The organism is Streptomyces spiralis (assembly GCF_014654675.1).
GTDB lineage: Bacteria > Actinomycetota > Actinomycetes > Streptomycetales > Streptomycetaceae > Streptomyces > Streptomyces spiralis.
In genome coordinates this window covers 1-25,221 of the sequence record NZ_BNBC01000081.1, presented here as the reverse complement: position 1 = coordinate 25,221, position 25,221 = coordinate 1, and the positions used below count along the sequence as shown (strand labels likewise).

Sequence of the window (25,221 nt, the reverse complement as noted above, 5' to 3'; positions counted from 1 at the left end):
GACACCATCGTCGCCGACGTCATCAAGGACACCCTCCACTGCACCGTCCACCACCCCGCCCCGAGCGACGAGACGGCAACGGCAGAAGCGGCTCGCTGACCCGTGACATACCCGCCAACCAGGAGGCATGCCCTGTGGTCGAGTCGCAGTCCGTGATCGCCCCGCCGGCCAAGTCCGCCCTGTTCCTCGTCTGCACCATCACGTCCGGGGGTGAGGCCGTCGTACGCGACCTGCTCCCGGATCTGGCGGGGCTGCGGCGGTCGGTGGGATTCCGGGCGCCGGACGCCGGGCTCACATGTGTGGTCGGCATCGGATCCACCGCGTGGGACCGGCTCTTCGCCGGGCCGCGCCCGCGCGAGCTGCACACCTTCGTACCGCTGACGGGCGCCCGCCACCACGCGCCGTCCACCCCGGGCGATCTCCTCTTCCATCTGCGGGCCCGCCGCATGGACCTCTGCTTCGAGCTGGCCCAGCTGATCGTCGAACGGCTGCGCGGAGCGGTCACGGTGGTCGACGAAGTCCACGGGTTCAAGTCCTTCGACGAACGCGACCTCCTCGGCTTCGTCGACGGCACCGAGAACCCCGAGGGGCAACTCGCCGACGACGCGGTGTTCGTCGGCGACGAGGACCCGGAATTCGCCGGCGGCAGCTACGTCATCGTCCAGAAGTACCTGCACGACCTCACCGCCTGGAAGGCGCTGCCGACCGAGGAACAGGAGAAGGTCATCGGCCGGACCAAGCTGAACAACGTGGAACTGCCCGACGACGTCAAGCCCCCCGACTCCCACGTGGCCCTCAACACGGTCACCGACGAGAACGGCGACGAGCGGAAGATCGTGCGGGACAACATGCCGTTCGGCCGCATCGGGGACGGGGAGTTCGGTACGTACTTCATCGGCTACGCCCGCACTCCCGAGGTGACCGAGCACATGCTGCGCAACATGTTCCTCGGCGACCGGCCGGACGTCCACGACCGGATCCTGGACTTCTCCACCGCGGTCACCGGCAGCCTCTTCCACGTGCCGAGCGCGGACTTCCTCGACGATCCGCCCGGACCGCCCGCGAGCACGAGCGCGGCCGGGGGTTCGCTGGGGATCGGCAGCCTCAAAGGAGCCTGATCACATGTCGACGCCCGCTGAGAGCAACAACCTCCACCGCGATCTCGCCCCGATCACCTCCGCCGCGTGGGCGCAGATCGAGGACGAGGCCCGCCGCACCTTCGAGCGCAATCTGGGAGGCCGTCGTGTCGTGGACGTGACGGGACCCGACGGCCCCACGCTGGCGGCGGTGGGCACCGGTCACCTCACCGGCATCGACGCTCCCGCGCCGGGCGTCACCGCACGGCTGCGCCAGGTGCGGCCGCTGGTCGAACTGCGCGTTCCCTTCAAGGTCGGCCGCGCCGCGGTGGACGACGTGGAGCGCGGCGCACAGGACTCGGACTGGCAGCCCGTGAAGGACGCTGCGCGCACCATGGCGTTCGCCGAGGACAGAGCCGTCTTCGAGGGGTACGCGGCAGCGGGCATCGACGGACTGCGCGGTCGTACCTCCCACCCGGTGCTCGCCCTGCCGACGGAGCCACGCGACTACCCGGACGCGGTGAGCCGGGCCCTGACGACGCTGCGGCTGGCCGGGGTGGCCGGACCGTACGCGCTGCTGCTGGGCGCCGACGCCTACACCGCGGTGAGCGAGACGTCCGATCACGGTTACCCCGTCGCCGAACACCTCGGCCGGCTGCTGGACGGGCCGCCGATCTGGGCGCCCGCGCTCGACGGCGCCTTCCTGCTCTCCACCCGGGGCGGCGACTTCGAGCTGCGGCTGGGCGAGGATCTCGCGATCGGCTACACCGCGCACGACGCCGACGAGGTCGAGCTGTACTTCCGGCAGACGCTGACCTTCCTGGTGTACACCGACGAGGCGGTGGTGGCACTCACGTCCTGAGCTCGTGCCGGCGCGGGGCGCGCACCGGTCATGACCGGCCGGCGTTGAGGCGTACCGCCTGTGCCGCGGTGGCCAGTTCGGCGAGGGCCAGCGGCTCGTTCAGCGACCGGCCGGTCAGCTCGCGGATCCGGTTGAGCCGGTAGCGGACGGTGTTGGGGTGGCAGTGCAGGACCCGCGCGGCGCGGTCGGCCGAGCCGCCGTGGTGCAGGAACGCGTCGAGGGTGTCCAGGAGCGCGTCGCGGTCCTCCGGCGGCAGGTCGACCACGGCGCCGAGCACCTGCTGCGCCAGCCGCCGTCCCTCGTCGGGGTCGTGGGCGATGAGCGCGGCCAGCGGGCTGGTGCTGAACACGCGTACCTCGGCCTTCCCGGCCGGGATCTCGGCGACAGCCGTCCGGGCCAGATGCAGGGCACGCGGTGTCTCGGTGAGCGAGACGTACGGGGGGCTCACGCCGGTCCGCGCGGTGGCCGCGGCGCGCAGGATCTCCAGCCCGGCGGTGCTCTGCTCGTCGCGCATCGCCACGACGCCGGCCTGCGTGGTGGAGGTGAGCCGCCACGCCGACACGATGCCGCGCTCGGCGAGGAGCCGCTCCACGCCGATCAGGCTCTCCTCCGCCAGGCCGCAGGTCTCCGCGGCCACCACGACCAGCTTGGAGTCCAGGGGCAGGCCGAGCAGTTTGCCCACTTCCCAGGGCCCGGCGTCACCCACCGACTGGCCGGTGAACAAGGCTTCCACCAGGGCCGAGCGCCGCCGCTGCTGCACGGCCATGAGCTCCGCGGTCGTCGCCCGGTAGGCCTCCGTGAGCACCAGCGCCTGCTCGTCGGCGAGCCGCCACAGGGTGCTCGCCGCCTCCAGCAGCGCGTCCAGGGTGGCCGGCGTGCCGTCGCGGCGGGCGTGGGCCATGAGCGCGTCGAAGAGCATCGCGCAGCCGATCCGGTAGACCTGCAGCACCTCGGGCAGCGGTGCCCGCTGGTGCGCCCGGCGGCGGCCGGTCTCGGAGGGGGCGGCCAGGTCGGGCGTGACCTCGGGATCGCCCAGGCCGGTGATCATGAATCTCAGGTTGAGCGCGATCGAGCGGTGCAGGTCGTCGCGGGGCACGACGTCGTCCTCGCGGTACAGCTCGATGCGTTCACAGACGGCCGTGCACACGTCGTCGATCAGTCCGGGCAGCTGTTGTCCGGCCCAGGCGACCAGTTCGGCGAGTGCGGCCGCGCGCGCCCGGCCTGCTCCGTCCGCACTGGTTCGATCACCCATGAGCACTCCCCGTCCGGCCCTGCCATGCTACCCGCGGCGGCAGGCCGGCGCCGGGCGCGACGGATCAGCCCGGGGAGGTGCTCGGCCGCGGTGCCGTGGGTTCCAGGCGGACGACGACGCCCTTGGACGTGGGCTGGTTGCTGATGTCGGCCACGCTGTCCAGGGGTACCAGGCCCTGGGTCTCCGGGTAGTACGAGGCGGCACACCCCCGGCTGGTCGGGTACGGGACCACCTCGAAGTCCTCGGCACGGCGATCGGCGCCGTCGGTCCACACGCCGATCAGATCGACGTGCTGTCCTTCGGACAGGCCGAGTTCGGTCAGGTCGGCCGGGTTGACGAGGACCACCCGGCGGCTGCCGTGGATGCCCCGGTAGCGGTCGTTGGGTGTGTAGGGGATGGTGTTCCACTGGTCGTGGGAGCGCAGCGTCTGCAACAGCAGGTGCCCGTCGGGCAGGTGCGGCATCTCCCAGTCGTTGCAGGTGAACAGCGCCTTGCCGACGGCGGTGGGGAACACGCCCTCGTTCACCGGGTTCGGTAGCTGGATGCCGCCCGGGCGGGCCACCCGCCGGTTGAAGTCGTGCAGTCCCGGCACGATCCGGGAGATCCGGTCGCGGATCGCCCCGTAGTCGGCCTCGAACCGGTCCCAGGGGATGTCGGGTTTGCCGTTCAGCGTCCGGCGGCCGAGCCGGCACAGGATGGCGACCTCGCTGAGCAGGAGCTTGGAGGCCGGCTTCAGCCGCCCGCGCGAGGTGTGCACCTCGCTCATCGAGTTCTCCACGGTGACGAACTGCTCGCCGCCGGCCTGGATGTCCCGTTCGGTGCGGCCGAGGGTGGGCAGGATGAGCGCGGTCCGGCCGCAGATGGCATGGGACAGGTTGAGCTTGGTGGAGATGTGGGCGGTCAGGCGGCAGTTGCGCATGGCTGCCTCGGTGACCTCGCTGTCCGGTGCGGCCCGGACGAAGTTGCCGGCCAGCGCGAGGAAGAACTTGACGCGGCCCTCGCGCATCGCCCTGATCGAGTTCACCGAGTCCACTCCGTGGGCGCGCGGCGGGTCGAAGCCGAACTCCTGTTGCAGCGCGTCCAGGAAGGAGTCGGGCATCTGCTCCCAGACGCCCATGGTGCGGTCGCCCTGCACATTGCTGTGGCCGCGCACCGGGCAGGCTCCGGTTCCGGCCCTGCCGAGGTTTCCGCGCAGCATCAGGAAGTTCACGATCTCCCGGATGGTGGGCACCCCGTGCTTGTGCTGGGTGACCCCCATGGCCCAGCAGACGACGATCCGTTCACTGCGCAGCACGTCGTCGCGTACGTTCTCGATCTGCGTCCGGCTCAGGCCGGTCGCGGTGAGCACGTCGTCCCAGGAGATGGCGCGGACGTGCTCGGCGAACTCCTCGAAGCCGCTGGTGTTGGCGCGGATGAAGTCGTGGTCCAGGATCTGCCCGGGCCGGGCGTCCTCGGCCTCCAGCAGCAGCCGGTTCAGCGCCTGGAAGAGCGCCAGGTCGCCGCCTGCGCGGATGTGCAGGAACCGGTCGGCGATCTGGACGCCGCGCCCGATCACCCCGCGCGCCTTCTGCGGGTTCTTGAACCTGAGCAGGCCGGCCTCGGGCAGGGTGTTCACCGCGATGATGCGGGCGCCGTTGAGCTTGGCCTGTTCCAGCGCGGACAGCTGCCGCGGGTGGTTGGTGCCGGGGTTCTGCCCCACCAGGAAGATCAGGTCGGCGTGGTGGAGGTCGTGCAGACTGACCGTGCCCTTGCCGGTGCCCAGCGTCTCGTACAGGGCGAAGCCGCTGGACTCGTGGCACATGTTGGAGCAGTCGGGCAGGTTGTTGGTGCCGAAGGCACGGGCGAACAACTGCAGGACGAACGCGGCCTCGTTGCTGGCCCTGCCGGAGGTGTAGAAGACCGCCTCGTCGGGCGAGTCCAGGGAGTTCAGCTCGGTGGCGAGCAGTCGGAAGGCGTCGTTCCAGCTGATCGGCTCGTAGTGGTCGGACTCCGGCCACTTCACCATCGGTTCCGTGAGCCGTCCTTGATGGTTCAACCACATGTCGGACTGCCGGCTCAGCTCGGAGACGCTGTGGTCACGGAAGAAGTCGGCGGTGATGCGGCGCGTCGTGGCCTCGTCGTTGATGTGCTTGGCGCCGTTCTCGCAGTACTCGTTGCGGTGCCGGTGGCCCGGAGCGGGGTCCGCCCAGGCGCAGCCGGGGCAGTCGATGCCGCCCACCTGGTTCATGGTCAGCAGGTCCACCCCGGTCTTCAGGGGGGACGTCTGCTCCAGGGAGTACTCCAGGGCGTGCACCACGGCGGGAACTCCCGCGGCCCACTTCTTGGGCGGCGTCACGGTCAGCTCGTCCTTCGGCTGTTCGCCGGGGCGCTTGTTCATCGGGTCGCCTCTCGCTCTTGCTGTTCCCGCCCGAGGTCAACCGACCGGCCAGCAGGGCACCCGGCTCCTCGGCGGTTCCGGTTCCACGGGCCGCACGTGTCCGTTGCGGATGATTCCCCGCCAGGCCCCGCCCGCCTCCCCCAGCCCCTCGATGTACTCCCTGAAGTGGCCGAGCTCCGCCCGTACGACACGCCTGGTCAGCCCGGGCGCGACGGTGAGCGCGCCGGCGACGCCGCGAGGCTCCACCTCCAGCCGCACGCTGACCGACGTACTCCCCTCGCCGACGGGCCGGAACGACACCTCGCCGCGGTGGGAGGGACTCCGCTCGAGGCTCCGCCAGGCCAGATGGGAGTCGGGCTCCTGCTCGACGATCTCCGCATGGAACTCCCGGCGCACCGGTCCCACACCGATGACCCACGTGGTGACGTTCGGCTTGACCTGCTCGACGCGCTTCACCACGGTCATGAACCGGGGAAAGCTCTTGAACTGCGTCCACTGGTCGTACGCGGTACGCACCGGTACCGCGATCTCGATCGTTTCCGTGATGGTGGTCATGACGTACCCATCTCCAGGCGCCGCTGTCTCCCAGTCTCACCGCCCGGCAGCCGGGCCGCCACACGGCCGACGCCCGGGCGGGCCCGGCGGGCCGGTCCGCGGGCCGGCTCCTGCCGTCGTTCCTCCTGCCGGGCGGGTTCGGGGCCTCTCTAGACTCGTGCCGTGAAGGGGTTGCTGCTGCGCCTGTCGGCGCTCGATCCGGACGCGGCCACCGCGGTGCGGGTGATCGCTCACTTCGAGGCGCTGCTGGGCACCACCGTCGATGCGACGGCGCTGGTCAGGTCCACCGCGGGCCTCGCCGAGTGCCCGGCGGGGCTGGAGCTGGCGGACGGCCGCACGATGCGCTTCGGCCCGGACGGGGTCGCCCTCCCCGGCGAACCCGGCGAGGTGTCCGGAGCGGCGGCGCTGGCACCGGCCGGCCGGGTGTGGCTGGAACGGCCGGGCGGTCCGGGCCCGTTGGACGAACTGGTCCTGGAGTGGATGGCGGTCGCCGCCCGGATGCCGAACAGCGGACCCGCGCGGTCGGCCGCGCCCCATGTGGCCGATCCGGCCCTGGTCGAACTGGTGCTCTCCGAACGGGAGGCGGTCCAGGACCGCGCGCGTGCCCTGCGCCTGCTGGGCCTGGCTCCCGAGGTGCCGCTGCGGGTGGTCGCGGTGGCGGGCGGCGACGCCGACCCGGGTGTGCGGGCCGTCGCCGTGCTGGGACGCAGCGCGCTGCGCGGCACCGTCCGGATGGCGGGCGTGGGGCCGCTGGGTGTGGCACTCATCCAGCGCCGGGACGGTGCCGCCTCGCCGGCCGCGGAACTCCTCGAGGTGGTGCGAGGGGACGGCGGCGGCCCGAGCGGTCCGGGCGGCCCGTGGGCGACGGCGCGCGGGGTGCGGATGGGGGTCGGCGGGGCGGCGGCACCGCTGGAGGCGGGCATCTCCTGGGCTCAGGCCCGCGCGGCGCTGCGGTTCGCGGTGGCGGACGACCCGATGGAGGCCGTGACGGACCACGACGCGCTGGGCGCGGTCGCGCTGCTGGCCGACATCCCGCCGGAGCGGCTGCGCGCCCAACCGGACGTCAGGACGCTGGAGCAGGTGGCGGGCCGGGAGGGCGGCGAGCTCAACCTGGCCGCGCTGGCCGCGTTCTGCCGCACGGGCTCGCTGCGGCAGGCCGCCGCCGCGCTCCATCTGCACCACAGCTCGGTGGCGGCCCGCCTCGCCCACGTCGAGGACGCGACGGGCTGGCGGCTGCGCGACCCGCAGGACCGCTTCCGCGCCCAACTGGCGCTGTACGCACGGCGGCTGGCCGCCGCCGGGTGATCCTCAGCCGCCCAGCACTCCGCGCAGGACGGCGACCGCCTCGGCGGTCGCACGCTGGACCACGCCGGCGTGCGGCACCATCGCCGCGCCGTGGAACGTGCCGGGGAAGAGGTGCAGCTCGGCGGTCACACCGGCGGCCAGCAGCGCGCGGGCGTAGTCGATGCCCTCGTCGCGCAGCGGGTCGTACTGCATCACCGCGACATAGGCCGACGGCAGTCCGGCCAGTTCGGCTCCGGTCGCCCGGGCGGGGGCGGCGTACGCCGGCACGCCCTCGGAGCCGGGGACGCCGGGGCCCAGATACGCCTCCCAGCTCAGGACGGCGTTGCGCCGGTTCCACACGGGAGTGTCGGTGAACTCGACCGCGCTGCGAGCGGCCAGCCGGTCGTCGAGGGCCGGGCTGTGCAGGTACTGGAAGCAGACGGCGGGGCCGCCCCGGTCGCGGGTCAGCATGGCCAGCGCGGTGGCCAGCCCGGCCCCCGCGCTGTCCCCCCACAGGGCGATCCGGTCCGGCCGGATGTCCCCGGCGGCTCCCGCGGCGACCGCGAGGAGCCCGGCGTAGCAGTCCTCCAGCGCGGCCGGGTAGGGGTGCTCCGGGGCCAGCCGGTAGTCGACGGAGACCACCAGTACCTGAAGCTCGCGGCAGAACCGCAGGTTGGAGTCGTGGTCCACCTCCGGAGCGCCCAGGACGAAGCCGCCGCCGTGCAGGGCGTACAGGACGGGCAGCGGTCCGGTGGCACCCTGCGGACGGTAGGTCCGCAGGGTGACCTCGGGAGCGCCCGGCGGACCGGGCACCGGCAGGTCGGCCACGTCCACGCCGCCGCTGTCCGCCCGCTCCGCGACCCCGGCCAGCTCCGCCGCCTGCGCGGCCCGGGCCGCGGCCAGGTCGGAGATGTCGACCTCGGGTGCGAGAGCGAGGGCGGCGGCCAGCTCCGGGTCGTAGCGGTGGCGCATGACTCTCCTTACTGGTGGTACGTCGGTCGGAGTGCCCGGCGTACGGCCGATGTCGGGCGCTCTCCCGTCCTCCCGTCAGCGGAACAGCCGCAGCGGGATCGCGGCCGCCATGGCGGCCGTGCCGGCGTCGTTCGGGTGCAGGTGGTCGCCGCTGTCGTAGCGGGCGGCCAGCCGGTCCGGCTGCTGCGGGTCGCGCAGCGCCCGGTCGAAGTCGATCACGGCGTCGAAGGCGCCGGATGTGCGGATCCAGCGGTTGATCTCCTGCCGCTGGGCCTCGTGCTCGGCGCTGTAGAAGCCGAAGGTGTCGTCCCGGAACGGGGTGATGGTGGCCCCGTAGATCTTCAGGCCGCGGTCATGGGCACGGGCGATCAGCTGGCGGTAGCCCTCCTCGACCTCCGCGGGGGTGACCTTCTCGGACAGCGGGGCGCTGGTGCCCGGATGGCCCAGGTCGTTGACGCCCAGCAGCACGATCACATGGCGGGCGCCCGCCTGGGAGGCCACATCCCGGTCGAAGCGCCGGACCGCCGCCTGGCCGAAGTACGCCGCGTACGACTCGGCGTCCGAGCCGGCCGGGGGGTTGGGGTCGTGCAGCAGCCGGTTGCCGCTGATGCCCTCGTTGAGGACGCCCAGGCCGGACAGGTCGTGGTCGGCTCGGAAGCGGGCGGCCAGCAGGTCGGGCCAGCGGTGGTCGGCGTTGGGGGTGGTGTTGGCGCCGTCGGTGACGGAGTCGCCGAGGGCGACCACGGAGGCCGCGTGCGGCGCGGTCCCGGAGACGCTCACTCCGCTGAGGAAGTACCAGGCGTCCTGGGTGGCCGTGGGCGTGATGTCGGCCTGGCCGGTGACATCGCCGGAGGCGGTGAAGTTGTGCTGGAACGAGAAGGCGTGCAGGGTCGAGCCGGGGGTGCGCTGCGGCAGGTACAGGCTCACCACCAGGTCGGAGCCGGCCGGCAGCGGCAGCGCCACGGGGTCGCTGACCATGGGACTGCCGGCCGGGACGGTCACCGAGGTGCGGCCGCCGAAGGTCACCGCCCGGTCGGTGCGCGGGTCGATCCGGCGGCCGCCGTCACCGGCCGGACGGGCGACCCGGATGCCGCCGATCACCAGCGGCTGGGTGCCGAACTCGTTGCTGAGCCGCAGCCGGACGCTGCTGCCGCCCACGCTGAGGTGCACGGTCTGGCGGATCGTCTGCTTCTCGAAGACGGTGACGACCTTGGGCGGGGTGGTGGTGGGCGCCGTGGCCCAGGTACCGGTCCAGGTGCGTGCCGCCTGAGGGTGGGCCGGGTGGTGGGCCGTGCCGTGGCCGTCCTTCGCGAGGCCGGCGGCCGTCGGTGCGGCGGCCACCACGAGCGCGGCGGTGAGCAGCGCCGTGAGGCGGCGGCGGGCGGTGACGAGGTGTCTCACAGAGGGCTCCTGCGGGTGAAGTAGGAGGACGGGAACACGGTCAGGGGACGCGGTCCGGGGGACACCGTCCGGGGGACGCGGTCCGGGGGACGTGGTCAGGCGCGGCGGGCGGGCCCGTCGAAGCGCCAGCCCGCGGCACGGAACTCGGGGATGATCCGGTCGACGGCCTCGACGGTCTGGCGGCGGTCGCCGCCCCCGTCGTGCAGCAGCACCACGGCGCCCGGCGTGGTGCCCTCCCGCAGGCGGCGCACCAGTTCGTCGGTGCCCGGCGGTTCCCAGTCACCGACGGCGAGCCGCCAGCCGAGCGGCCGCATGCCGAGCCCGGCGGCGACCTCCGGGCTCCTCCCCCAACTGCCGTACGGGGCACGGAACCAGCGGACGGGAGCGCCGGGCGCCGCCCGCTGGATCAGCGCACTGGTCTGCCGGAGGTCCGCGCGGATCCGCTCCGGCGTCCAGGCGGACATGTCGTCGTGATGCAGGGAGTGGTTGCCCAGCTCATGGCCGTCGCGCACGATCTCCCGCACCACCTCGGGGTGTTCCCGCACATGGTCGCCCCACAGGCAGAACACGGCCCGGACGTGATGCCTGCGCAGCACCTCCAGGAGCCGTGGGGTGCCGTGCGGGTCGGGCCCGTCGTCGAACGTGAGCGCCACGCTCCGCCCCCCGTGCGCGGTGGAGTCGACGACCGCGAGTGAGTGCCCGCTCGGGCGGCCGGCAGTGGTGGTGGTCACGGATTCCCCTCATGGCTGCCGTCGATGCGGTACCGGAGCAAGGGAACGGTGCCATGGGCCGCCGGGACGGGTCATCAGACGGGCGTCGGGCATCGGGCCGCCCGCGTCCGACCCTTGCGCGTACGGCACCGTCGCGAGACGGGAGCGGCACCTCCGTTGTCAGTGCGGTGCGCTTCACTGTCCGCCATGGAGCTCACTCAAATGACGGTCGACGACCTGCTGGCCGAACTCGGCCCGGGCGACGGCTACATGTACCTGTCCAAGGACCTCAACCCGCATGATCTCACCGACCTGATCGCCGACCGGTACGGCGTCCCGCGCACCCTCGTCCTCGACGGCTTCACCGATCCGACGGTCGACGAGTCCAGGGGCGCGGCGCTCCTCGCCCCCTTCGCGGACCGGGCCGTGACGATACGGGCGTGGGCGTACGGGGACCAGTGGGTCGGCACCGGTACGGCGCGGGACGCGGAGGGGATCGAGCGGCCGGTGCTGGTGGTCGCTCACAGAGAGCTGCCCGAACCCTTGGCGGTCGTTCCGGAGGAGGACGTCGACTGGATGGAGCGGCTCATACGGATCACCGGCTGGACACAGCCCGCCCAGCGGCCGGACGTGGACTGGGCGGAGATGGAATCCCGGCTGGGCACCGCGCTGCCCAGCGACTACAAGCGCATGGTCGAGACGTTCGGCGCGGGCGCCTTCGACGGATACCTGGACCTGAACCAGGAGCCGTGGACGAATCTCAGGGACGACGGTCTGCTCATCTGGGCGGGCACGGAGCACGAGGACCTGTACTGCTGGAGGACGGACGGCGACGACCCCGACCGCTGGCCCGTCGTGGTCCGGTCCTTCGACAACAACGACATCCCCTTCGACTGCCGGACCGCGCAGTTCGTCTGCCACGCCCTCACCGACCCGCACCACCCGTTCACGATGGCCCGCTGGTTCGACACCCACTGGTTCATGAACTACCGGGAAAGCGACTGATCCCCGTGGCCGATCCCCCAGGTACAGCGGCTGTCGATGACAACCGTCAGCTTGCTGCAGGTCCCGCCTTCGCATGCCTCACAGCAGGACGACGCAGCCGCGCCGCTCCAGCTGAGCCAGGAGTGCCGGGGAAGGAGCACAGGCGTTCCAGCGCAGATCCAGTTTCTCCAGTGCGGGCATGTCGGCGATCCAGTCCGGCAACCGTGTGAGGCGATTGCTCCGTACGTCGACGTGCCGCAGCAGGGGCAGGCCGGCGATCGCCTCCGGGAGTTCGGCGAGGGCGTTCTCCCGCAGGTCCAGGTGGCGCAGCGCGTGGAGCGAGGCTGTCGACGACGGCAGGGCGGTGATTGTGTTGCCCCGGAGCCAGAGCTCTCTCAGATCGCCGAGGGAGCCGATCGAATCGGGCAGTGTCGTCAGGCGGTTGTGCTGCGCCCTGAGTTCGATCAGCCGGGTCATCCGGCCGAGGGCCGCGGGCAGGACGGTGAGGCGGTTCTCACCGACGTTGAGGTAGCGCAGCCGGGTGAGGTCTCCCAGGGTGTCGGGGATCTCGGTCAGGTCGTTGTCGTGCAGGTAGAGGAAGCCGCTGAGGCCGGTGAGGCGCCCGAGTTCGCCGGGCAGCGAGGTGAGCCGGTTGTGGCCGAGATCCAGTGTGGTCAGCCGTCGTAGCCCTCCGATCTCCGGCGGGAGACGCGTCAGATCGTTGTCCGCGAGGATCAGTACTTCGAGCTCGGTGCGTTCCCAGACCGACGCGGGTACATCGCCCAGCCGCCGGCGCCACAGGTTCAGTGTGTGCGTCACAGTGTGGTTCCTTCCGAAGCAGTCGTCGCGTATGCAGGCCATCAGTTGTGCGAGTCTGGAAGCGTATGACTCCGAACGACCCCGAGTGGACAGGGACCAGGCCGTGAAGCCCATGCCCTCTCTGTCGATACGTCCGATCACCGGCCGCGAAGAACTCAGTCTCTTCACCCGGCTTCCGTACGTCCTCGACGAGGAACTGGCAGACGACCTCGTCCAAGGCCGCCGACGGCCGGAATGGATGTGGGTGGCCGTGCTCGGCGATCGGCTGCTCGCCAGGGCGGCCTGGTGGGGCCGGCAAGGCGACGCCACCCCGGTCGTCCTTGACGTCCTGGACGTCGACGACAGTCTGCCGGCGCCCGATCGGACCGACATCGGCGTCCGGCTTCTGCGGACCGCCATGGCGGCCACCCTCCCGAACGGCTCACCTCCGCCTGAATACAGCCGTCTCATCCCACCCGACTGGCGTGACGGCACCACTTCCAGACGCATCGTCGAGGACCGTATGGCGATCCTCGAGCGCACCGGAGCCAGGCTGTTCGTCGAGCGGCTGCGCCTGGAATGGCGCCCGGGAACGCCGATTCCCGAACCGAGCGGACGCCTGACCTTCCGGCCACCTCACAACCATCCCGAAATGGCGGCCCTCATGACCCGGGCCTTGGACGGGACGCTGGACGCACACAGTCGCCACAGCCTCACCCGGATGTCCGCCGACGCCGTGGCAACGAGACACTACGAGGACGAACTCGCGCGCTACCCCAGCCCCAAGGAGTGGTGGCGCATAGCCATGCTGCCCGACGCGGAACCGGTGGGCTTCGTCATCCCTGCGCACAACGGCTACAACGCGATCATCGCCTACATCGCCGTGCTCCCCGAGCATCGCGGCAAGCGGTACGTCGACGACATCCTCGCCGAAGGAACCCGCGTGCTCGCCCGTCAGAACATCCCTCGTGTCCGTGCTTCCACGGACCTGGGCAACGTCCCGATGGCACACGCCTTCGAGCGCGCCGGTTACATCGTCTTCGGCCGTGAGATCAACATGACGTGGACCTGACCCACAACGGCGGCACGGCGGGTCTCGGCGCCGCCCGACGAGGCCCGCCCCCCGCGTCGGATAGCCTCGCCGAATGGAACCGTCCTCCCTGCTCCGCCACATGCGCCGCGAACTGGACGCATTCCGGGACTGCCTGGACGGCGACCTGGCCGCTCCCGTCGAGCACTGCGGCGACTGGACACTGCTTGACCTGACGGAACATCTGGGCGGCTCGAACCTCTGGGCGACCGCCGCCGTCACCGAGGGGCACGGCGACTACGAACCCGCGGCGGCTCCGCGCGAGCGAGCCGCCCTCATACGGTGGTTCGGCGAAGCGTCGCAGGCCCTGTATGCCGCACTCGACACCGATCCGTCCACACCCGCCTGGACGTTCCACCCGCCGCACACCGTCGGCTTCTGGCAACGCCGCCGCTGTATGGAGGCGCTCGTCCATCGCTGGGACGCCGAACGCGCCTTGGGCATCTCACAACCGCTCGACGCCGTGCTGGCGGGCGAGGGGGTGGCCGAGGTCTTCGACACGATGGCACCGAGGCAGATCGCCCGCGGCCGCACACAGCCGCCCCAGGCCGCCCTGCGCCTGGAGGCCACCGACACCGGCGCATCGTGGACCTACGGCCCCGGCACGCCGGTAGCCGTGCTGACCGCGCGGGCCGAATCCTTGCTGCTCCTGCTGTGGGGGCGGATGCCCCTCGACGGCGGAGGGTTCGCCTGGCACGGTGACGAGCAAGCGGGCCGACGGATCCTGAAGGGCCCCTTGACCCCCTGATCATGGTCCAGGAGACAGACCCCCGCAGGGTGCACTTCGGCGGTCGCCGATCGACAACTCTGCGCGTCAGCCAGGTCAATGGCACAATGGCGACGCCCTCCACTACCTCACCACGGCGCTCGGAGCGACCTCGGTGAGTCGGTCAGCGATCTAGTGCACGCTGGAGCCATGCATGACGGCAGACCCCTCCGCCGGAAGTCGTATCGACACGAGCAGGCCCCACCCGGCACGCGTCTACGACTGGCTGCTGGGCGGCAAGGACAACTATCCGGTCGATGAGGAGGTGGCGGCGAAGCTGCCGCCTGAAGCGCGTCTCAACGCCATGCGCAACAGGGCGTTCATGCACCGCGCGGCAGCCTGGCTGGCCGGCAACGGCATCGACCAGTTCCTCGACATCGGTACGGGCATCCCGACCGAGCCGAACCTGCATCAGATCGTGCAGGGCATAGTACCGTCGGCACGGATCGCCTACGCCGACAACGACCCCATCGTGCTGCGGCACGCGGAGGCCCTGCTCGTCAGCAGCCCCGAGGGAAGCACCGACTACATCGAGGCCGACGTACGAAAGCCGGGCACCATCCTCGACCACGCTCGTACGTTCCTGGACTTCAACCGGCCCATCGCACTGTCGATGATCGCACTGATGCACTTCATCACCGACGACGAAAACCCCTACGTTCTTACGCGGACGCTTATCGACGCGCTGCCCTCGGGCAGTTACTTCGTGTTCTCCCACGGCACCGCCGATGAGCACCCGCACCTCGTCAAGTCGGTGACCACGACGTACCGCAAGGGCGAGATCCCCCTGCGCATGCGTACGCGGGCCGAGATCGAGCCGTTCTTCGAGGGCCTGGAACTGGTGGCTCCGGGGCTGGTCACAGCGACCAAGTGGTACAAGGATTCACCGGCTCCCGCCCAGGAGCCGAGCGGCTTCTACGTCGGCGTCGCCCGCGTACCGTAACGATCTCCTCGCGCCCGACTTGGCATGGCCGGACCATGGACGCACATCCGTCCGTGGCCGGCCGGTCCCAGGGCGACCGGATACAGTGCGCGCGACGGCAGCCTGGTCAAGGAGGGGAAGCGTGACCGACACCAGCAACACCCGACCCGTCGACAGCGAAGCTCGGGAGACGCGGCGGAGCCGGCTGCAGCGCCTGATGCGCTTCATCCCTCTGATCGCCCCGCTCCTGCTGTGGGCCGTGCCCTGTTGGGTGCTGCTGTACGCCGGCCAGCACTGGCCGCTGCCCGTCACGCTGGTCGGCACCGCCCTGTTCACCCTCGGTCTGATCGGTATGCCGCTCGCGATGGTGCGCGGCCACGGTCGGCGTCAGCAGGACCGGGCGGCGATCATCGGTGACACCCTGCTGGGCACCAGCTGGGTCCTGTTCACCTGGTCCGTTCTGCTCGGCGTCCTCTTGCGGCTCGCCCTGACCGTGGCCGGCGTCGAGGACAGTCAGGGCCGGGCCCGCATCGTCACTTGGGCCGTCCTCGGCCTAACCGCCGTACTGCTCGCCTGGGGGTACGCCGAGGCCCGCCGCGTGCCACGCGTGCGCCGCCTCGACGTCCAACTCCCGCGACTGGGTGCTGGCTTGGACGGCACCCGCGTCGTCCTCATCACCGACACCCACTACGGCCCCCTCGACCGCGCTCGCTGGTCGACTCGGGTGTGCGAAACGGTGAACACCCTGGAAGCCGACCTGGTCTGCCACACCGGCGACATCGCGGACGGCACTGCCGAACGCCGCCGCGCCCAGGCCGCCCCACTCGGCACCGTCCGGGCCACCCGGGCCCGTGTCTACGTCACCGGCAACCACGAGTACTACAGCGAGGCCCAGGGCTGGGTCGACCTGATGGACGAGCTGGGCTGGGAGCCGCTGCGCAACCGCCATCTGCTCCTCGAACGCGGAGGCGACACCCTCGTGGTCGCCGGCGTGGACGACGTCACCGCCCGGTCTTCCGGCCTGGCCGGTCACGGCGCCCACCTCGCCGGCGCCCTGGACGGCGCCGACCCCGACCTGCCCGTCCTGCTCCTGGCGCACCAGCCCAAGTTCGTGGACCGGGCGGCGGCCGCCGGTATCGACCTCCAGCTTTCCGGCCACACCCACGGCGGCCAGATCTGGCCCTTCCACCACCTGGTCCGCATCGACCAGCCCGCCGTCGCCGGCCTCAGCCGCCACGGCGCCCGCACCCTCCTCTACACCAGCCGCGGCACCGGCTTCTGGGGCCCTCCCTTCCGCGTCTTCGCCCCCAGCGAGATCACCCTGCTCGTCCTCCGCTCCCCACAGCAGCCCACCGCCCCGTAGCACGGGGAGAGCCGGCGCATCCGCTCATCCCTCGCCCACAAGATCGAGGTCTTCGGGCGACGCAACCGGCATGCTCTGCGGAACAGGCCACTTGCGGTTCAGCGGAGAGGACACATCCCGCCACCACGGGCGCGTAGGAAGGACTCCAGCAGGCTCGAAGGGCTGGCCTGGAACAGGGACGGCGACCGCCTGTCCGACCGCGCCGGCTGCGGCCAGCGTCCACTCCCCCGGCTCGGCCCAGGGATGCGGGGCGAGGTTGAAGGTGGCCCAGTGGATGGGGAGGAGCACGCCGTGCGGCTCGCCGCCCTGGAGGTCGAGGTGGGCGCGCAGGGCCTCCTCGGGGGTCATGTGGATGTCGGGCCAGAATTCGGAGTAGGCGCCCAGCTGGATCATCGTGGCGTCGAAGGGGCCGTGGTCGGCGCCGATGTGCTGGAAGCCGTCGAAGTAGCCGGTGTCGCCGCTGTGGTAGACGCGGTGCTCCTCGCCCGCGACGACCCAGGACGCCCACAGTGTGTGCTGGGTGTTGCGCAGGCCGCGGCCGCAGAAGTGGCGGGCCGGGGTCGCGGTCAGTGTGAGGCCGCCGACCTTGGTCGACTCGTGCCAGTCCAGTTCGCGCAGTCGGTCCGCGGACACACCCCAGTGTTCGAGATGGGCGCCGACGCCGAGCGGCACGGCGAAGACGGTGTCGGTGCCGGCCAGTTCCTTGATGGTGGGCATGTCCAGGTGGTCGTAGTGGTCGTGCGAGACGACGACCACGTCGACCGGGCCGAGGGCCGCCAGCGGCAGGGGAACCGGGTGCAGCCGGCGGGGGCCGGCGAAGGGGAACGGGGAGCAGCGCTCGCCCCACACCGGGTCGAAGAGCACCCGGTGTCCGTCGATCTCCGCGAGCACGCTGGAGTGCCCGAGCCAGGTCAGGCGCAAACCGGTCGCCGCGGGGCGGGCCAGGTCGGCGAACGTGGTCGGGTGCACCGGCACGGTGCCCCGCGGGGAGCGGTGCGGGCGCTCCTCCTTGTCGAAGTAGAGCTTGGCGAAGTCCAGCATCGAGCCGGAGGGCCGGATCCGCGCGGCGCCCCCGGGGTTCTGGAAGACGCCGTCCTTGAAGTGGGGGGACCGGCGGATGCGCGCCATGCGCTCTCCGTCGGGGTCCGCGCCGAAGGCCGGGGGCCGCAGCGCACGCAGCCCGGAGCTCAGGGAACGGATGCCGGCCACGGTACCTCCCGGTGGAGTCGGTGAGGCCTTCCATTATGGACGGCCCCTCCGACAGCCCGGACGGCGCGTGCGCCGGATCGTCGCGGGCGGCCGGGTGAGGCCCGTTTCCGCGCTCGCATTGCCTCTGGGGCAGGAGCCATTAGGGTGACCGCGTGGCGAGAGTGCGGTTGAGTGTGGCCGAGCGGCGCGAGGAGCTGCTGCGGGCCGCCATCGGGCAGATCGAGGCGCGCGGCGTGGCGGCGGTACGGATCTCCGACGTGGCCTCGGTGCTGGGGGTGAGCAACGCTCTGGTCCTCTACCACTTCTCGACGAAGGAGAAGCTGGTCGCCGCCGCGTTCGCGCACGCGGCCGAGGACGACCTCGCCCGGCTGCGCGAGCTGCTCGGCCGGCGTACGACGGCGCTGCGCCGACTGCGGGCCGCCGTGCGCTGGTACGCGCCCACCGGCACGGCCAAGGGATGGCGGCTGTGGATCGAGGGCTGGGCGGCCGCGCTGCGCGAGCCCGCCCTGCGGGACGTCGCACGCCATCTCGACCGGCAGTGGAAGGCGGCCATCGCCGCCGTCGTCGCGGACGGGGTGGCGGCCGGCGAGTTCCGGTGCCCGGACCCGGACGCCACGGCCCTGCGTCTGACGGCCCTGCTCGACGGGCTCGCCGTACAGCTGACGTCCTACGGCGGCACTGTCTCCCGGGCCAGGGCCCGGGAGTGGGTGGACGAGGCGCTCGCCCGTGAACTCGGGCTGGAGCGGGAGGCGTTGACCGGGGCCGACCCGCGGTGACGGTAGGCCGACACCGCCGTGCGGTGACGGCACGGCCGGCGCGGTCCTGCATGGCAGGGCGGGGTCCCGGTGTACCGGCCCGCCCTGCCACCTCCGCCTGCGGCCCTGTCCGTCAGGCCACCGGCGCGATCCGTGTCCTGATGTCGTCCGGGGACAGCGTGCCCTTCGCCCTGACATGGTCTCCCGAGGACTGTCCGCGCAGGCGGCGGCCGATCCACGGGACGAGGTACTCCCGCGCCCAGTGCACGTCGTCGCGGCGGATCTCCAGGGTGCCGCGGGGCGGGAGCGGCGGCCAGGGCTGCTCCGGGTCGGCGGGGACGTCCAGGCCGAGGAGCTGGCCGGCGCGCAGGGCCACGCGCGTGTGCCCCTCGGGCGAGAGGTGCAGCCGGTCGTCGTCCCAGGCGCGGCGGTCCTGCACGGCCCGCAGCGACCACAGGTCGAGCACGGGGCAGCCGTAGCGGTCGGCGACGGCCCGTACATGGCCGTTGTAGGTGGCGATCTTGCCGCGCAGATGCTTGAGCACGGGCACGCCACGGGTGTCGAAGCCGGTGGTGACCATGACGGTGCCGGCGACCGAGGCGAGCTTGGCGACCGCCTTCTCGAAGCGCTCGGCCACGTCGTCCGGGTCGGTGCCGGGACGGATGATGTCGTTGCCGCCGGCGCAGAACGAGACCAGGTCGGGGGCGAGTTCGACGGCCCGCGGGACCTGGTCCGCCACGATCTGGTCGAGCAGCTTTCCGCGCACGGCGAGATTGGTGTACTGGAAGTCGCCCTCGGGCCGCCGGTCGGCGAGGAGGACGGCGAACCGGTCGGCCCAGCCGACGAACGCCCCGTCGGGGCCGGGGTCGCCGACGCCCTCGGTGAAGCTGTCCCCCACCGCCACGTACGACCCGATCACTGATCTGCTGTCACTCTTCGAATCGTCTGCCACGTCGGCCCATCATTCACCGTGGAATGTGACCTACGCGACCGTAGGCAAGGGTTGACGGGCGGTGAGATAAGCCACTCCACTTTCGCCGCCCGGCCGGGAATACCCGACGGGGTCACCATGGGACACCTCGTTGCCCCAGGAACCCATGTCGTATGGTCGAAGCCGTGCCCGCCGCGAACCGTGCAGGCGGGGCCCAGAGGGAGGAGTCCCCGTGACGCAGCAGGTCCCGTCGACCGAGCCGGAGCTGGCCGGTGTGCGCAACTTCCGTGATGTGGGCGGGCTGCCGACCGTGGACGGACGCAGGGTGCGGCACGGGGTGCTGTTCCGCAGCGGCCACCTGGCTCACGCGACCGAGAAGGACGCGGCCTTCCTCGCCTCCCTGGGCCTGCACACGATCTTCGACTTCCGCAACGCGGCCGACAAGAAGCTCGAGGGACCGGACGTCGAGCTGCCCGGCGTGCGCAACGTGAACCTGCCCTTGAGCGATCCGGCGGACGGCGCCGAGTTCTGGAAGATGGTCCGCGACGGCGACCTCGACCAGCTGCGGGGGATCCTCGCGGACGGCAAGGGCGCGGCCCGGATGGTCGCCTCGTACCGCACGATCATCAAGGAGCGCACCGGCGAGCACTCCCGGGTGCTGCACGCCCTCGCCGAGGACAGCGTGCCCGCCCTCATGCACTGCGCCGCCGGCAAGGACCGCGCCGGTCTGTCGATCGCCGTGACCCTGCTCGCCCTGGGCGTGGAGCGCGAGGCGATCGTGGCGGACTACCTGGAGTCCAACGCCAAGCACCGCCGCTACAAGGTGCACCGCAGCAGCACCTCGGCCTCGGCGTACTCCCCCGAGGTCATGGAGCTGCTCAGCCCCCTCTTCGACGCTCGCGCCGAGTACCTCACGGCGGCCATGGAGACCGTGGAGGAGACCTGGGGCGGCGTCGACGCCTACCTGGAGCGGGGGCTGCGGCTCACCCCCGAGACCCGGGAGCGGCTGCGGGCGCGGCTGCTGGACTGAGCCACCGCTGCCGCTGGGCCGCCGCGTCCCGCCGACCGGCGGCTACTTGGCGCCGATCTCGAACAGCAGCCAGATGAAGGCCGCCAGCAGGTGGCCCACGGCGATGTAGATGATGAGCCGGACCCACAGGCCCCGCGGGAACTTGTCCTCTATGTTGCTCATGGCGTGTCTCCGGTGTGGGGGCCCAGGCACAGCGTGGCCGTGGGACTCTGCAGCAGGGTGTGGACGAAGAGGAGCTCGAGCCCGTCCGGGTCCTCGGCGGCGATGCGGTGCGGGGTGAGCGAGTCGAAGTGGGCGCTGTCGCCGGGCACCAGCAGGTGCGCGGTGTCGCCGAGGCGCAGCCGCAGCCGGCCCCGCAGCACGTACAGCCACTCCTCGCCCGGGTGTACGCGCACGATGTCGCCCTGGGCACCGTGGGGTACGCGGACCCGCAGGGCCTGCATACCGCGCCCCGGGGAGCCGGCCTGCCAGTACGTCCAGCCGCCGGCCCGGGTGGGTTCCATGTCCGTGGCACGCACGATCGCGTCCCGTTCGGCCGCGGTCTCGCCGAGCAGCTCGGAGACCGTCGTACCGTAGATACGGGCCAGGGCGAGCAGCATCGGCAGCGAGGGCTGGCGCTGCCCGGTCTCCAGACGGGAGAGATGGGCGGGCGACAACCCGGCGGCGCGGGCCGCGGCCTCCAGGGTGAGGGAGGCGCGGCGGCGCAGCGCACGCAGCTGGGGTGCCACGGCGGGCAGGCTCGCGGCCGGCCCCGCCGAGGCTTCGGACTCGGGGGAGCTCATACGTCCATTCAGCCCGAGCTTTGCCTGTGCGGCAAATTTTTTGCCTGTGAGGCAAAAAGTGGCCGAAGCTCCGTGACGTGGGGCTACCGGTTGGCCACCGCCTGCTTGACCAGCGTCTTTCCGAAGTCCCACATCAGTCCGCCGCCGTGCGCGTCGTCCATCACGGTGGTGAAGGCGTCCACGAACCGGTCGACCTCCGCCTCCCCGATGACCAGCGGCGGGATCAGCTTGATCACCTCCAGGTGGTCCCCGGAGACCTGGGTGAGGATCCGGTGCCGCTGGAGCAGCGGCACGACCACCATCTGTGCGAACAGGCCCTTGCGGGCCGCCTGGAGCATCGTCCACCGGCCACGAAGCTTCAGCGACTTCGGCCGGCCGAACTCGATGCCGATCATCAGGCCCCGGCCGCGGACGTCGGCGAGCAGTTCGTAGCGGTCGACCAGCGCCGCCAGCCGGGACTTCAGCAGCTCGCCGGTGGCCCGTGCGTTGGCCACGATCTGCTCGTTCTCCATCACCGACAGCACCGCGAGCCCCGCCGCCATGGCCTGGGCGTTGGACCCGAAGCTGGCCGAGTGGATCAGCACCCGGTCGATCGAGGAGTAGACCTTCTTGAAGATCCAGTCCTTGCCCAGGGTCGCGCTGACCGGCACGTATCCGCCGGAGAGCGCCTTGGCCACGCACACCAGGTCCGGCTCGACGCCGTCCTCGTGCTGGTAGGCGTAGAAGTCGCCGGTGCGGCCGAGGCCGGTCTGCACCTCGTCGGCGATGAGCAGCGCCTTGTGCTTGTGCAGCAGCTCCTGCGCGGCGCGCAGATAGCCGGGCGGGGCCTCGTGCACACCCTTGCCCTGGATCGGCTCGACGATCAGGGCGGCCACGTCGCCCTTCTTCAGCTCCCGGGCGAGCGCGTCGAGGTCGCCGAGCGGGACGGCGGTGTCGGGCAGCAGCGGGGCGAAGCCCTCCCGGAAGCCCTCCTCGCCGTTCACCGACAGGGAGCCGGTGGTCAGGCCGTGGAAGGAGTGCTCGCAGTACAGGATCCGCGGCCGGCCCGTGGCGCGACGGGCGAACTTCAGCGCGGTCTCCACCGCCTCCGTGCCGCTGTTGCCGAAGAACACCCGGTCCAGGTGCGGGCTGTGGGTCAGCAGCCGCTCCGCCAGGAGCCCGGGCAGCGGCTGGCAGTCGAAGCGGGTCAGGTCGGCGAGGGAGGCGTCCAGGACGTCGTGCAGCGCCTTGCGGACGACCGGGTGGTGCCGGCCCAGGCCCATCACCCCGAACCCGGCGAGCATGTCCAGGTAGTCGTTGCCGTCGGCGTCCCAGAAGTGGGCGCCCTCGGCCCGCTCGTAGACCTTGTCGAAGCCGATGGTGTGCAGCATGCGCGGCAGTTGGTGGTTGAGGTGCTTGGCGTGCAGCTCGTAGCGCTCGGCGCCGCGCTCGGCCAGCAGGGAGCCGAGGTCGAACTCCGTGGTCATTCAGTCTTCTCCTTGACTGCCGTGACGGCCGGGGCGGTCTGCTGGGCCGGGACCGTACCGGCTTGCTGCGTCGGGGCCGTACCGGACTGCTGGGCCGGGAGCGTACCGCCCTGCTCGACCTCGGCCGCGTCCCTGACGGCGAGGCTCGCGCTGATGCGTCCGGCGATCTCGACGGGCGTGAGACCGATGTCGGCCAGCACCTCCGCGCGTTTGGCGTGCGCCAGGAACTGCTCGGGGATGCCGAACCGCCGCACCGGTACGTCCACTTCGGCGTCGCCCAGCGCCAGGGCGACCGCGGAGCCGACCCCGGCCGCCCGGCTGTTGTCCTCCACGACGGCCACCAGCCGGTGCTCGGCGGCCAGCCCCGGCAGCGCCGGGTCCACCGGCTTGACCCAGCGCGGGTCGACGACCGTGCAGCCGACGCCGCGCGCCTGAAGCAGCTCGGCGGCCTGGAGGCACACCGGTGCCATCACGCCGACGGCCACCAGCAGCACCTCTGGCCGCTCCGCGCGGTGCAGTACGTCCATGCCGCCCACGCGGTCCACGGCCGGGATGTCGGGGCCGGCCGTCTCCTTCGGGAAGCGCACCAGCGTCGGCGCGTCGTCCACGGCCACGGCCTCGCGCAGCTGGGCGCGCAGCTGGTCGGCGTCGCGCGGCGCGGCGATCCTCAGGCCCGGCACGACCTGGAGCACGGACATGTCCCACATGCCGTTGTGGGAGGGCCCGTCGACACCGGTCACGCCGGCCCGGTCCAGGACGAAGGTGACCCCGCAGCGGTGCAGCGCCACGTCCATGAGCAGCTGGTCGAAGGCGCGGTTGAGGAAGGTGGCGTAGACGGCGACGACCGGGTGGAGGCCGCCGGTGGCCAGGCCGGCGGCGGAGACGGCGGCGTGCTGCTCGGCGATGCCGACGTCCCACACCCGGTCCGGGAAGCGCTCGGCGAACTTGCCCAGACCCACCGGGTGCAGCATGGCGGCGGTGATCGCCACCACATCGTCGCGCTCCTCGCCGATCCTCGCGATCTCGTCGCCGAACACGGAGGTCCAGGACGGGCCGCTGGACGGGACGAGTGGCTCGCAGGTGAGCGGATCCATCACCCCCACGGTGTGGAAGTGGTCCTCCTCATCGGCCAGGGCGGGTTCGTAGCCGCGCCCCTTCTCGGTGAGGCAGTGCACGAGGACCGGCCCGTGGAAGCGTTTCGCGCGGCGCAGCGCCGACTCGACGGCCCGCACGTCATGTCCGTCGATCGGGCCGACGTACTTCAGACCCAGGTCCTCGAACATGCCCTGCGGCGCGAAGGCGTCCTTGAAGCCCTTCTTGGCGCCGTGCAGGGACTCGTAGATCGTGTTGCCGACGACGGGGGTGCGCTGGAGCATGTCCTTCCCCCAGGCCAGGACCTTCTCGTAGCCGTCGGTGGTGCGCAGTGTGGCCAGGTGGTTGGCGAGGCCGCCGATGGTCGGCGCGTACGACCGCTCGTTGTCGTTGACGACGATGATCAGCGGCCGGTCCCGGGCGGCCGCGATGTTGTTGAGCGCCTCCCAGGCCATTCCGCCGGTCAGCGCGCCGTCCCCGATCACGGCGACGACATGGCCCTTCTCCCCCTGCACCTGACGCGCCTTGGCGAGCCCGTCGGCCCAGCCCAGCGCGGTGGAGGCGTGGCTGTTCTCGATGATGTCGTGCTCGGACTCCTCGCGCGAGGGATAGCCGGACAGGCCCCCCTTTCCGCGCAGCTTGGAGAAGTCCTGACGTCCTGTCAGCAACTTGTGCACATAACTCTGGTGACCGGTGTCCCACAGGATCCGGTCCACCGGTGACTCGAAGACCCGGTGCAGTGCGATGGCGAGTTCCACCACCCCCAGATTGGGCCCGAGGTGACCGCCGGTCCTGGCGACCGCGTGCACCAGGAAGTCACGTATCTCGTCGGACAGTTCCCCGATTTCCGCCTCGGACAGCGCCTTCAGGTCGCGTGGTCCCCGGATGCTCTCCAGAATGGTCACGCTGGGCCCCCTCTCGGTCCGTGCCGTGTATCAACTCACTGTCACTGTCGGTGTCCCCGTGACGGTGGGGGCGCCAGGCGCGACTTCGTTCCGCTCCATCTCCTCGGCGATCTTCATCGCCTCCTCGATCAGGGTCTCCACGATCTTCGACTCCGGGACGGTCTTGATGACCTCGCCCTTCACGAAGATCTGCCCCTTGCCGTTGCCGGAGGCCACCCCGAGGTCGGCCTCACGGGCCTCGCCGGGACCGTTGACGACACAGCCCATGACGGCGACCCGCAGCGGCACCTCCATGCCCGTGAGACCGGCGGTGACCTCCTCGGCGAGCTTGTAGACGTCCACCTGCGCCCGCCCGCAGGACGGACACGACACGATCTCCAGACGGCGCTGACGCAGCCCCAGCGACTCCAGGATCTGGATGCCGACCTTGACCTCCTCGGCCGGCGGAGCACTCAGCGACACCCGGATCGTGTCGCCGATGCCCTGCGAGAGCAGCGCGCCGAAGGCGACGGCCGACTTGATGGTGCCCTGGAAGGCCGGACCGGCCTCCGTGACACCCAGGTGCAGCGGATAGTCGCACTGGGCGGCCAGCTGCCGGTACGCCTCGATCATCACGACCGGGTCGTTGTGCTTGACGGA

Annotated in this window: 24 protein-coding genes; 10 read left to right on the top strand and 14 right to left on the bottom strand. The window is 71.5% G+C overall.

The genetic code is table 11. The features are described 5' to 3' along the window. The first annotated feature begins 134 nt into the window (after nt 1-134). Nucleotides 135-1,118 (top strand): Dyp-type peroxidase, encoded by a 984-nt coding sequence (locus IE318_RS42430; RefSeq protein WP_189908191.1) that lies wholly within the window; start codon nt 135-137, stop codon nt 1,116-1,118. 4 nt (nt 1,119-1,122) lie between these two features. Next, nucleotides 1,123-1,938 (top strand): family 1 encapsulin nanocompartment shell protein, encoded by an 816-nt coding sequence (locus IE318_RS42425; RefSeq protein ID WP_189908190.1) that lies wholly within the window; start codon nt 1,123-1,125, stop codon nt 1,936-1,938. Between the two features lie 28 nt (nt 1,939-1,966). On the opposite strand, the gene IE318_RS42420 is transcribed toward IE318_RS42425, so the two are convergent. From IE318_RS42420 to IE318_RS42410, 3 genes are all read right to left on the bottom strand, one after another. Continuing rightward, complete coding sequence (locus tag IE318_RS42420) at nt 1,967-3,190, bottom strand: PucR family transcriptional regulator (RefSeq protein ID WP_189908189.1); 1,224 nt, start codon at nt 3,188-3,190, stop codon at nt 1,967-1,969. A gap of 64 nt (nt 3,191-3,254) precedes the next feature. After that, complete coding sequence (locus IE318_RS42415; RefSeq protein ID WP_189908188.1) at nt 3,255-5,567, bottom strand: FdhF/YdeP family oxidoreductase; 2,313 nt, start codon at nt 5,565-5,567, stop codon at nt 3,255-3,257. A gap of 36 nt (nt 5,568-5,603) precedes the next feature. After that, on the bottom strand, nt 5,604-6,122 hold the full coding sequence (locus IE318_RS42410) for an SRPBCC family protein (protein ID WP_189908187.1): 519 nt from the start codon (nt 6,120-6,122) through the stop codon (nt 5,604-5,606). 162 nt (nt 6,123-6,284) lie between these two features. Between IE318_RS42410 and IE318_RS42405 the strand changes: the two genes are divergently transcribed. Further along, a complete protein-coding gene (locus IE318_RS42405; RefSeq protein WP_189908186.1) occupies nt 6,285-7,427 on the top strand; it encodes a PucR family transcriptional regulator in 1,143 nt (380 codons plus the stop codon). 3 nt (nt 7,428-7,430) lie between these two features. Here IE318_RS42405 and IE318_RS42400 read toward each other — a convergent pair whose 3' ends face one another. The 3 genes from IE318_RS42400 to IE318_RS42390 all read right to left on the bottom strand — a co-directional run bounded on the left by IE318_RS42400 (nt 7,431) and on the right by IE318_RS42390 (nt 10,510). Continuing rightward, complete coding sequence (locus tag IE318_RS42400) at nt 7,431-8,378, bottom strand: alpha/beta hydrolase (protein ID WP_189908185.1); 948 nt, start codon at nt 8,376-8,378, stop codon at nt 7,431-7,433. Nucleotides 8,379-8,453: 75 nt separating this feature from the next. Then, nucleotides 8,454-9,779, bottom strand: a complete 1,326-nt coding sequence (locus IE318_RS42395; RefSeq protein ID WP_229904146.1) for an SGNH/GDSL hydrolase family protein — start codon at nt 9,777-9,779, stop codon at nt 8,454-8,456. A gap of 95 nt (nt 9,780-9,874) precedes the next feature. Then, nucleotides 9,875-10,510, bottom strand: a complete 636-nt coding sequence (locus IE318_RS42390) for a polysaccharide deacetylase family protein (RefSeq protein WP_189908184.1) — start codon at nt 10,508-10,510, stop codon at nt 9,875-9,877. A gap of 186 nt (nt 10,511-10,696) precedes the next feature. On the opposite strand from IE318_RS42390, the gene IE318_RS42385 reads away from it, so the two are divergent. Then, nucleotides 10,697-11,494, top strand: coding sequence for an SMI1/KNR4 family protein (locus IE318_RS42385; RefSeq protein WP_189908183.1), 798 nt, complete (start codon nt 10,697-10,699; stop codon nt 11,492-11,494). A 78-nt stretch (nt 11,495-11,572) separates the two neighbouring features. Here IE318_RS42385 and IE318_RS42380 read toward each other — a convergent pair whose 3' ends face one another. Then, nucleotides 11,573-12,292: a leucine-rich repeat domain-containing protein gene (locus tag IE318_RS42380; RefSeq protein WP_229904145.1), complete on the bottom strand. Its 720-nt coding sequence runs from the start codon at nt 12,290-12,292 to the stop codon at nt 11,573-11,575. Nucleotides 12,293-12,404: 112 nt separating this feature from the next. On the opposite strand from IE318_RS42380, the gene IE318_RS42375 reads away from it, so the two are divergent. The 4 genes from IE318_RS42375 to IE318_RS42360 all read left to right on the top strand — a co-directional run bounded on the left by IE318_RS42375 (nt 12,405) and on the right by IE318_RS42360 (nt 16,412). After that, nucleotides 12,405-13,343, top strand: a complete 939-nt coding sequence (locus IE318_RS42375) for a GNAT family N-acetyltransferase (protein ID WP_189908181.1) — start codon at nt 12,405-12,407, stop codon at nt 13,341-13,343. 73 nt (nt 13,344-13,416) lie between these two features. After that, nucleotides 13,417-14,109 (top strand): maleylpyruvate isomerase family mycothiol-dependent enzyme, encoded by a 693-nt coding sequence (locus tag IE318_RS42370; protein ID WP_189908180.1) that lies wholly within the window; start codon nt 13,417-13,419, stop codon nt 14,107-14,109. Between the two features lie 172 nt (nt 14,110-14,281). Beyond that, nucleotides 14,282-15,070 carry an SAM-dependent methyltransferase gene (locus tag IE318_RS42365; RefSeq protein ID WP_189908179.1) on the top strand — a complete coding sequence of 263 codons (789 nt, stop codon included), beginning with the start codon at nt 14,282-14,284 and terminating at the stop codon, nt 15,068-15,070. Between the two features lie 121 nt (nt 15,071-15,191). Next, on the top strand, nt 15,192-16,412 hold the full coding sequence (locus IE318_RS42360; RefSeq protein ID WP_189908178.1) for a metallophosphoesterase: 1,221 nt from the start codon (nt 15,192-15,194) through the stop codon (nt 16,410-16,412). A gap of 24 nt (nt 16,413-16,436) precedes the next feature. On the opposite strand, the gene IE318_RS42355 is transcribed toward IE318_RS42360, so the two are convergent. After that, on the bottom strand, nt 16,437-17,621 hold the full coding sequence (locus IE318_RS42355) for an MBL fold metallo-hydrolase (RefSeq protein ID WP_189908177.1): 1,185 nt from the start codon (nt 17,619-17,621) through the stop codon (nt 16,437-16,439). 152 nt (nt 17,622-17,773) lie between these two features. On the opposite strand from IE318_RS42355, the gene IE318_RS42350 reads away from it, so the two are divergent. Then, entirely contained in the window at nt 17,774-18,397 is a 624-nt protein-coding gene (locus IE318_RS42350) for a TetR/AcrR family transcriptional regulator (protein WP_189908176.1), read from the top strand. A 112-nt stretch (nt 18,398-18,509) separates the two neighbouring features. Here IE318_RS42350 and IE318_RS42345 read toward each other — a convergent pair whose 3' ends face one another. Further along, the gene (locus IE318_RS42345) at nt 18,510-19,295 is read right to left on the bottom strand and encodes an SGNH/GDSL hydrolase family protein (protein WP_030184753.1); all 786 of its coding nucleotides are present in this window, start codon (nt 19,293-19,295) and stop codon (nt 18,510-18,512) included. A gap of 244 nt (nt 19,296-19,539) precedes the next feature. Between IE318_RS42345 and IE318_RS42340 the strand changes: the two genes are divergently transcribed. After that, on the top strand, nt 19,540-20,337 hold the full coding sequence (locus tag IE318_RS42340; RefSeq protein WP_189908175.1) for a tyrosine-protein phosphatase: 798 nt from the start codon (nt 19,540-19,542) through the stop codon (nt 20,335-20,337). A 42-nt stretch (nt 20,338-20,379) separates the two neighbouring features. Here IE318_RS42340 and IE318_RS42335 read toward each other — a convergent pair whose 3' ends face one another. The 5 genes from IE318_RS42335 to IE318_RS42315 all read right to left on the bottom strand — a co-directional run. Beyond that, complete coding sequence (locus IE318_RS42335; protein WP_037870214.1) at nt 20,380-20,499, bottom strand: DUF6126 family protein; 120 nt, start codon at nt 20,497-20,499, stop codon at nt 20,380-20,382. Beyond that, nucleotides 20,496-21,119 carry a helix-turn-helix domain-containing protein gene (locus tag IE318_RS42330; RefSeq protein WP_189908174.1) on the bottom strand — a complete coding sequence of 208 codons (624 nt, stop codon included), beginning with the start codon at nt 21,117-21,119 and terminating at the stop codon, nt 20,496-20,498. The genes IE318_RS42335 and IE318_RS42330 overlap by 4 nt, the downstream gene beginning before the upstream one ends. Nucleotides 21,120-21,202: 83 nt before the next feature. Further along, nucleotides 21,203-22,585, bottom strand: a complete 1,383-nt coding sequence (locus IE318_RS42325; RefSeq protein ID WP_189908173.1) for an aspartate aminotransferase family protein — start codon at nt 22,583-22,585, stop codon at nt 21,203-21,205. After that, nucleotides 22,582-24,582 (bottom strand): 1-deoxy-D-xylulose-5-phosphate synthase, encoded by a 2,001-nt coding sequence (dxs, locus tag IE318_RS42320; protein ID WP_189908172.1) that lies wholly within the window; start codon nt 24,580-24,582, stop codon nt 22,582-22,584. The genes IE318_RS42325 and dxs overlap by 4 nt, the downstream gene beginning before the upstream one ends. Before the next feature lie 30 nt (nt 24,583-24,612). Further along, a partial coding sequence (locus IE318_RS42315; protein WP_189908171.1) for a flavodoxin-dependent (E)-4-hydroxy-3-methylbut-2-enyl-diphosphate synthase occupies nt 24,613-25,221 on the bottom strand: 609 nt, incomplete at its 5' end.